An 8699-nucleotide genomic window follows, 5' to 3' on the forward strand; every position below is an offset into this window, starting at 1 on the left:
GGCAAAATACCGGGCGAGTACGGGAAGAATGAAAAAATGGGGTGAATGGGGCAAAAAATGGGACGAAGGAGTGAGGGCGTTGGCGTTAAGCACGGATTGACTCATTTGAGACTGGAGAGTTTTTAGTCAGATTTTAATAGGCACTTTAATTTGAATATCAGCTAGATAGCCATAAATACCCCCTTCCGGCCTTGAATAATGACGGCTTGCAATACGAGAGTGTGCGGAAATAATTAGACCCTGGCCTTGAAAGGCTATTTCAGTATAGTCCACACCATAACTTTCGACAACTTTGTGTTTATTTGTACCTCCCTCTAAACCTGTTCATGAAACGGTTCACCTTCCCAGCCCTGCTCCTGACCGTTGGTCTGCTCAGCCTGACCGAAAAACCCGTCACCACGGATTGGCCCGAATACAACGGCGGGCCTGATCGCAACCATTTTTCGACACTTACGCAGCTAACTCCCAGCAACGTTGTGGGTTTAAAGGTCGCCTGGGAGTATGCTTCCGGCGGAGTCGATACGCTCAAAAACAATACCCAGATTCAGTGCAATCCGCTCATCATCGGTGGTGTCCTGTACGGTGTTTCGGCGGGGTCGCAGGCTTTTGCGCTCGATGCGGCCACGGGTAAGGAGCTTTGGAAAACAAACTTTACCGACGATACCTTTGCCATGAATAGCCGGGGCGTTACCTATTGGACCGATGGTCGGGAGTCCCGAATTTTCTTCGCCTACGGCTCGCTGCTCTACGCCCTCGACGCCCGAACGGGAAAACCGGTATCGAGTTTCGGGAAAGGTGGAAAAATCAACTTAAAAGAGGGCCTTGATCGACCCGGAGCCGACGAATACGTGGTGAGCAACACGCCGGGCGTGGTGTATAAAAATCTGCTCATCATGGGCCATCGGGTGTCGGAGATTGCTCCTGCCCTGCCCGGAGATGTGCGCGCCTACGACCTGCGCACGGGGCGGATCGTCTGGACGTTCCACACCATTCCCCATCCCGGCGAGTATGGGGCCGACACCTGGCCGAAAGATGGCCACCTCAACTTCGGAGGAGCCAACAACTGGATGGGCATGGCCATCGACCGGCAACGCGGCATCGTATATGTACCCACGGGAACGGCGGCCTTCGATTTATACGGCAGTACCCGGCCCGGCCAGAATCTGTTTGGCAACAGCCTCATTGCCCTCGACGCGGCTACCGGCAAGCGGCTCTGGCATTTTCAGACGATCCATCACGACATCTGGGACCGCGATATTCCGGCTCCGCCCAATTTATTCACCGTCGTTCATGACGGGAAAAAAGTGGATGCCGTTTCGGTTTTATCCAAACAGGGTTTCCTGTTTGTCTTCGACCGGGTGACGGGGAAGCCGTTGTTTCCAATTGAGGAACGCCCCATGCCCGCTTCCAGCGTTCCGGGAGAAAAAGCCTGGCCCACCCAGCCGATTCCCCTGAAACCCGCGCCGTTTACCCGGCAATCGTTTCTTGAAAGTGATATTAACGATTTTGTAACCGACCGCGACACGATAGTGGCCCAGCTCCGGCGCTGGCAAACAGGGAAGGAGTTCATTCCCCTTCCCCTGAGTCCCAATCGTACCGTGTTTTTTCCCGGTACCGATGGGGGCGCGCAATGGGGCGGGGCAGCAGTGGACGAAGCCGGAATTATGTACGTTCCCTCCAAGCAAATTCCGGTTACTATGGCGCTGGTTCCGTCTAAAACCGGTCCGTTATCAGTCGGATCCGGTAACCGCAGCGGTAGCCAACTCTATCAAACTCATTGTGCCACCTGCCACGGACCAAACCGCGAAGGCAGTCACGACGGTAGCTATCCGGCCCTGATCAGCATTTCCCAAAAACGCAACGAGACCTCTGTGGCTCAGGTTCTGGCCAAAGGGCAGGGCATGATGCCAGCCTTTACCCACCTGAAAGAGGGTGAGCGCAAGGCCATTGTGGATTTTTTATTCGGTAAAACAACGTCCGTCGCCAGTGCCGGCAACGCCAATCTGAATACCTCGCCCTACCACCATACCGGATTTACCCGCTGGTACGACCGGGCCGGATACCCCGTAAGCCGCCCACCCTGGGGCACTTTGACGGCGATCGACCTGAATACAGGCGAACACCGCTGGCAAGTTCCACTGGGCGAGTACCCCGAACTGGTGGCCAAGGGCATTCCTCCGACCGGTACCGACAACTATGGTGCCCCGGCCGTCACGGCGGGCGGTTTGCTCTTCATCGCTTCTTCCCGCGACGAACTGATTCGGGCTTTCGACCGAAAAACGGGGCGTGAATGCTGGCGCGCCAAGCTGCCCGCTGCCGGGTATGCTTCGCCGAGTACGTACGCCGTCAATGGCAAGCAATACGTTGTGATTGCCTGCGGGGGGGGCAAACTCAAAACGAAGTCGGGGGACCGGTATGTGGCGTTTGCGTTGCCGTAAGCAGTTCAAAAGTTGTTTGCGATTTCATGAGGTACCGCAGGCTGCCGTAAAAACCGGCAGACGGGGAATCGCGATCCTTACCTGAACGAAGTAACCCTTAAAATAAGTTAACTCATTCTGACTTTATTATAAAAACTCTATCTTTCCGCTATCTCATTCATCGGGCGATCAAGAATCGCAAGGTACTAAACGCAACACTTTTACCATGCGACTAAAGGAAACCCTAGATTATAGATAGTGACCTTTTCGCTCGAATGCCCGTCGGCATTTATTGAAACCCTGCTCATAAACTTTGCTCAGGTTGCCGTGGAGTTTGCTCAGGACTGAACGCATGGCGGCTTTCTCCTTTTCAGTTGCGCTACTTTCGAGAATCTGCTTGTCCAGACTCTTCATGTGGTCGGTTGCTCGTTCCTCCGTTGTCATTGTTCCTCATTTAGTTTTTTAAGACGTTCCCACTCTTTGAATAAATTATCAATTTCTTTTTGCAGCCGATTTTCAGCCGCCAGGTGTTTATTCTTCATTTCTTCCATCAAACGCTCTTTTGCTCGAAGCCTGGCGTTGATGTGCACAAATTGCTGATTGATAGTGTCGGGCATTATTCGGAGATTTTTTTTGACTTATTTCAATATAGTCATACCTAAGTTTGTCGATGTGCCAGTGAACCATTATCATTACTATTTATCAGACAAACTCAACGCTTATGAAGTGCTTTTTTAAACTAACAACAATAGTACTTGCCCTCAGTTTGCAGGCTTGCATGCAGGATCACCTACCCATTACACATCTGGTACTTCAACCGGATGCAGCCAAAGGTCAGGATGCTCTTTTTTCCAATGGGTCTCCCAATGCTAAGTATGGAAATGAAGAAGACCTTTTTTTCTCTGCTGTACACACTGAAAAACCTGTTCCCCTTGATCCAATTAGCCGATCTGTGGTCCAATTTGACTTAGGTAGCATTCCGGAAAATTCCACGATACAACAGGCTTATATATATTTATATTTTAATCCGACTTCTCCCTACCGGTATCCAGGATACCCCGGGCATATTGGCGATAATGCCTTTTTTATACAAAGAACGACTTCGCTTTGGGATGAAAGCACTGTTACTTGGAACACACAACCGCAGAGTACAACCGTCAATCAGGTTGCAGTGCCAGCTGCTACATCTCCGACTCAGGACTATGTTATCGATGTTACGAAGCTGGTGCAGGATATGGTTGACAATAAAGCGACCAGTTATGGATTTTTCATGAGACATCAATTAGAAGAACTTTTCAAAGTAACCTTTATAGCATCGAGTGATCATCCAAATGCAGCCTTACATCCCAAGCTTGAAATCAATTATATTGCAAAGTAAGTGCTGACCTATTCGGCCTTGAAGCTGATTAGCTTGCATTACGAAAAACGTGGAGTTAATAAACGGAGGTTTGTTGGATCAATGTATTTTAAGATATTTTATTACTACGTTTGTAGTTATTCAACTATCCATGTAGTAGATTTGCCATCAAATGCAAATTGATGTCGATTTACATCAGTCGACCCGCAAAGCGTTTATGGGTAATACAAAAATTAAACCTGAGGACCTGTTATCCCTTCTGGATAAGTATCTAGAAGGCTCTGCAAGTAGCCAAGAGAAAGAAATTGTAGATTCATGGTTTGATCAACACAGTCTGGATTCACTTAACACCGGTAAGAAAGAAGTGGAAAAGCGAATCTGGCAGACCATTCAAAATCGAATTCACAATTCGAATAAATAGGTCTCTCCGTTTTATGGATTTATACGAACATAAAACGAGTGGTTAATGATTGGGACAATTAATAATGGAATAATAGTGCGGAAAAATCGTAGGATCGTATCAATTCAAAAAAAATGAAAAAGGTAATTTTGCGTTGGAAGCATGCTTCATAATAGAGATTGGTAGATGGACAGCCCGGTTTTTCGCCGGGTTCTGTTTTTCGGACGATTTCGTTAATTGATTTTCACTGAATTACTACCGGCTACATAGGCATTTCGTGCCACATCGGAAATCTGCTGAGAGACTTCGTTAATTATCCGCTGATCGTCGTATTTATCCCAAGATGGTCCTCACTTCCCCGGAATATGGGTTGTGAGTTGCTTATAGATTTGCTCAGCGAGTTTGTCGCATTGCTCCTTTATTGTCATGGATTGGACGTTTTATTTACTTTTAATACATTTGATTTTATCACATCTTACTCTGTAAGCCGCCATGAACTCTTTTCGTTTAGCCGTATCCTTAGCGTTCCTTTTTATTTTTTTTAATGGGTGCAAAAAGGATAATGCCCAGCCCCAAGCACCGGCTAATGTACTTACCAATGGTGATTTTGAAGTCAATCCGTTTCCACTGTGGTATTCAGCCACCCTTAAAAATTCAAAAACGAATCCCACTAGCTATACCGTCGATTATTCAACTGAAGCGGCTACGTCACCTGTTCATTCGATTAAAGTCAGTTGTGAGGCCGTAAAAAGCGACTCTACTTACCAGGTTCTGGAACGGGTTGTTTATACCCGGGATGTCCCCATTAAAGAGGGAGCTAAGTTGACCCTGAAAGTCAAAATTAAAACGGCTAATATTCAAGGGAATGGTATATCCATCCTTTTTGGGGGTTTTTGGTATATTAACGGTACCGTGGTAACCAATTTCAAGTCATCTACAGAAGGCAAGGTTTCCATTACAGGTTCCAAGGAGTTTACAGAATACACGCTTACTTGTGATTCGGCACCCAAAGATCTCTACGCGGTATATGCTGATCTGATTTATCTTCCCAAGACGACAGGAACTGCATTTTATGATGATATGTCATTAACTATCAATTGACAGTATTCGGACGTTATTTTGACTTCTTAATTTTTTTCGGCTTCACACCGCACGTTACTTCAATCATTTCAAGGGCTTCATCAACTTTCCAGCCTACATCCTCAATCCCTCCATACGGATGTTCGTCGTTAATTCTCTGCATTTCCTTTCCGATTTCGTCGCTAATGATTTTTAACCGGTTCGCCCAATCCTGAAACTTTGTTTCCAGAACAGCCATTTCATTGCTTTGCCATTTTTTCGGACGTTTTGTGAACAGGTGATATTATAGCATGCTAATATTTCTTACATATATTGTGCATAAAAACTAAAAATGGGGATGGACGACACAACCTTGAAAATGCTAGAAAACTATCTTTATAGGGTTCCAGCCATTGGGAAATCTATCAGTTTTGGATTTAACGATAATAGTCTCTGGTGGGCAAAGTTTCGAATTGATATAAGACATGCACTTGCCTGGCAAGTCGTACAAGAGATCGGTTGTGTGTGTAATTATTTATCATTAAATGAACGTCTACCAACCGTATTCTTTCCTGTTTCGCCAGCTCCCTACTTAAATGGTGGGCCGGAAAATTTTCTATCTTGGGTAATTGAGACAACCGACAAGGCCTTCACTCCTGCCTTACTGGTTGAGTGGTTAGAAGGCAGGCTACCAAGACCAGTTGAAGACTTATCTCAGTGGATGATAGATGAAGATTAACAGTTTCGCTTTAGAAATTGGGAGGTTTGATTGATTAAAATTTGGTTGGCATTTAGCTTTTATCTAAACTTATTTAACCAGTAACCCTAAAGTTATATTCCAACTGGAATTCATGGCACAAGTTTACTCGCGCAAATTGTTTACACACCTGACGATTGTGATCGCTTTTCTGAGCATAAATTCTTGTTCCAACCGTGAAGAAAAGGGAAAAACTATCTATTACATGATTGAGACGGAAAAACCTCCTGCGGTTATCGACCCTAATGAGCCACCACCACCACCAACTCCTTTTTATGGTAGGATTAATATTATCCTGATGGGCCAGTCATCCGTTTTCGTGCATCGGGTTGATGAAAATGCAGCTTCGGTTCACGATAATCCAACTATTCCCATGCACCTGGATTTGACCCAAGCGGATATTCAAAACATTGATTTAGATAGCCTTCCGGATTTTCTGAAATCAGAATACAGGAATTTGGATTCGACCAACTACCGAAACTATTTTACTTGTATCAAGTCGCCCTCGGATACAATTACGAATCGGGCTTTGGAAGTTATTCAGAAGTTCTTTCAAGAACGGAAATTTAAAGCATATATCATTCGGCATTGGACTCCCCAAGAACAGCAATTATTTACCTCCAAAAGATGAGTGGTTAATGATTGGGACGTTTGATTTACTAAATACCAATGAGGAGTTGCTGAAGAAATTGTATTTCTCCTGTAGTGGTTTGATAACTAACTTTATGTAAAGTGATTTAAATAATAATAAGGCAGCAAGCTACTGGCAGGATATAGCTAGAATTGTCCAAAAATATTAAATTCTTATTGAACCCAAGATAGTGGTTGATCAGCAAAAAAATCATTTGGCAATACATACATTGGCCCCAACAAATAATATTCCTTGCTTAATACGAAACCATCTTTTTCCAACTCTTTCAAAAGTGCTTGAATTTTTGCAAAATCGTTAATGCTAGAAAACTTACTTTCAAGGCTTCTATTGAAATAGAGGTAAGATTCTAAAATATGAGTTGTAAATCCATCACATCTTCCCTTTACATCAAAATCTATACTTAAGCTTATACCTCCATCTACAGTAATCGTACACCCTTTACCATGAAAAAAATAAGGAATTTTACCATTTAAATCTAAAAAACCAGTCCGAGACTTAGCTTGAAAACCTTTACTGTGCATAGATTTTTCGTTTAGATAGGATATTGCCAACGCTAGCTTACTCCGATAAAGTAAAATAAGGTCGTAAAGTAAAGTTTGCTCGCTACCCATTTATATAAAAATCTTGTTGTCTAAGTGTGAATTATGTTGCCCAAGTTACCTAAATACCAACTGTAAGCAAGTTGTAAGTGTCCCTAAAATTCGGACAGTTTAGAATTAGAGAAAAATGCTAATTTTAAACTGATCCTATGAAAAAGACCCGATTTACTGAATCCCAAATTGTCAAGATCCTCAAGCAGCAGGAAAATGGCATCCCTACTAAGGAAATTTGCCGCGAACATGGCATTTCCGAAGCCACTTTTTACAACTGGAAAAGCAAGTATGGGGGCATGGAGGCTTCCGATGTCAAACGGCTCAAAGACCTCGAAGAAGAGAACGCTCGCTTAAAGAAAATGTATGCCGATTTGGCGATGGACAATCAAATCCTAAAGGACCTATTCACAAAAAAAGGCTGGGCCCTGCCACCAAAAGGCAATTAGCCGAAGAGATTGTTCGTGAGCAAGCTATTCCCGTGAGCAGGGCCTGTCAGCTAGTGTCTTTACCGCGTTCGCAATTCTATTACAGCACTAAGAAGGACGATACGGCTGTGATTGAGGTGTTGCAGGATCTGGCTTTTGCCCATCCTTCGTACGGGTTTCGGAAATTGTTTGCCTATATCCGACGATCTGGTAAATCCTGGAATCATAAAAAGGTGTATAGGATTTACAAACTGCTCAAACTGAATAGAAAACGGAAGGGCAAACGCAGACTGCCAGTTCGTGTGAAGCATCCGCTGCAACAACAGACCGTCATTAATAGTAGCTGGAGTATGGATTTTATGACGGGGCCGCCCGTGCGGTGATACGATGGTGGGTAACCGCAAATTCCGGACGTTCAACGTCATCGACGACTGTACACGGGAGGTGCTGGCGATCGAGATTGACACTTCTCTTTCCGCCAAAAGGATCATCCGAACTTTGGAACGGGTGATTAAAGAACGAGGAAAGCCCAAGACGATTCGAACTGACAATGGCCCGGAGTTTACTTCCGGTGATTTTGAGCTTTGGTGTAAGGGTAAAGAGATTGAGATTCAGTACATCCAACCCGGCAAACCGATGCAGAATGGATATGTTGAACGGTTCAATCGGCTATATCGGGAAACGGTTTTGGATGCGTATCTATTTTTTGATCTTGATCAGGTAAGGCAATTGACTAGCGACTGGATGGAAGAATATAACCTAAGACGACCTCATGAATCACTGGATAATCTCACGCCCGAAGAGTGGAAAAACAGGGTGCTTGAAAATGAAGAAACTCTAATTGCTACTGTCTGAAATTAGGGGTACTTACAAAGTGAGTCAAATAAACGAGTGGTTAATAAGTTGTGATTCGGACGATTTCTTTACTAAATACCAATTAGGTGTTGTTGAATAAATGCAATTTCTTCAACAGTGATTCAGTAACTAACTTCATGTTAATGGATAGGAGAAAAAAATTATGATGTGCATTTAGGTAGAT

At 44.5% G+C, this 8699-nt stretch carries 10 protein-coding genes and 1 pseudogene; 7 read left to right on the plus strand and 4 right to left on the minus strand.

Features of this window, described 5'->3' with window-relative positions:
* The first annotated feature begins 326 nt into the window (after positions 1–326).
* On the plus strand, positions 327–2438 hold the full coding sequence (locus EHT25_RS26275; protein ID WP_124878202.1) for an outer membrane protein assembly factor BamB family protein: 2112 nt from the start codon (positions 327–329) through the stop codon (positions 2436–2438).
* Between the two features lie 228 nt (positions 2439–2666).
* On the opposite strand, the gene EHT25_RS26280 is transcribed toward EHT25_RS26275, so the two are convergent.
* Together EHT25_RS26280 and EHT25_RS32815 are read right to left on the minus strand one after the other, a co-directional pair.
* Positions 2667–2861: a hypothetical protein gene (locus EHT25_RS26280; protein ID WP_124878204.1), complete on the minus strand. Its 195-nt coding sequence runs from the start codon at positions 2859–2861 to the stop codon at positions 2667–2669.
* A complete protein-coding gene (locus tag EHT25_RS32815) occupies positions 2858–3034 on the minus strand; it encodes a hypothetical protein (protein WP_185731498.1) in 177 nt (58 codons plus the stop codon). Before EHT25_RS32815 ends, EHT25_RS26280 begins: the two co-directional genes overlap by 4 nt.
* Positions 3035–3138: 104 nt before the next feature.
* Between EHT25_RS32815 and EHT25_RS26285 the strand changes: the two genes are divergently transcribed.
* The 3 genes from EHT25_RS26285 to EHT25_RS26295 all read left to right on the plus strand — a co-directional run bounded on the left by EHT25_RS26285 (position 3139) and on the right by EHT25_RS26295 (position 5275).
* Positions 3139–3795, plus strand: coding sequence for a DNRLRE domain-containing protein (locus tag EHT25_RS26285; protein WP_124878206.1), 657 nt, complete (start codon positions 3139–3141; stop codon positions 3793–3795).
* Positions 3796–3946: 151 nt separating this feature from the next.
* The gene (locus EHT25_RS26290; protein ID WP_124878207.1) at positions 3947–4195 is read left to right on the plus strand and encodes a hypothetical protein; all 249 of its coding nucleotides are present in this window, start codon (positions 3947–3949) and stop codon (positions 4193–4195) included.
* 471 nt (positions 4196–4666) lie between these two features.
* The gene (locus EHT25_RS26295; RefSeq protein ID WP_124878208.1) at positions 4667–5275 is read left to right on the plus strand and encodes a hypothetical protein; all 609 of its coding nucleotides are present in this window, start codon (positions 4667–4669) and stop codon (positions 5273–5275) included.
* A gap of 13 nt (positions 5276–5288) precedes the next feature.
* Here the strand turns inward: EHT25_RS26295 and EHT25_RS26300 are convergent, their stop codons facing one another.
* The gene (locus EHT25_RS26300; protein ID WP_124878209.1) at positions 5289–5492 is read right to left on the minus strand and encodes a hypothetical protein; all 204 of its coding nucleotides are present in this window, start codon (positions 5490–5492) and stop codon (positions 5289–5291) included.
* A 99-nt stretch (positions 5493–5591) separates the two neighbouring features.
* Between EHT25_RS26300 and EHT25_RS26305 the strand changes: the two genes are divergently transcribed.
* Positions 5592–5972 (plus strand): hypothetical protein, encoded by a 381-nt coding sequence (locus tag EHT25_RS26305; protein WP_124878210.1) that lies wholly within the window; start codon positions 5592–5594, stop codon positions 5970–5972.
* Between the two features lie 112 nt (positions 5973–6084).
* Positions 6085–6621 (plus strand): hypothetical protein, encoded by a 537-nt coding sequence (locus tag EHT25_RS26310; RefSeq protein ID WP_124878212.1) that lies wholly within the window; start codon positions 6085–6087, stop codon positions 6619–6621.
* Between the two features lie 173 nt (positions 6622–6794).
* Here the strand turns inward: EHT25_RS26310 and EHT25_RS26315 are convergent, their stop codons facing one another.
* Positions 6795–7253 (minus strand): DUF6896 domain-containing protein, encoded by a 459-nt coding sequence (locus EHT25_RS26315; RefSeq protein ID WP_374756173.1) that lies wholly within the window; start codon positions 7251–7253, stop codon positions 6795–6797.
* Positions 7254–7390: 137 nt separating this feature from the next.
* On the opposite strand from EHT25_RS26315, the pseudogene EHT25_RS26320 reads away from it, so the two are divergent.
* Positions 7391–8515, plus strand: a pseudogene (locus EHT25_RS26320) (IS3 family transposase).
* Positions 8516–8699: the final 184 nt, after the last annotated feature.

It is taken from the genome of Larkinella rosea (assembly GCF_003858635.1).
GTDB classification, from domain to species: Bacteria; Bacteroidota; Bacteroidia; order Cytophagales; family Spirosomataceae; genus Larkinella; species Larkinella rosea.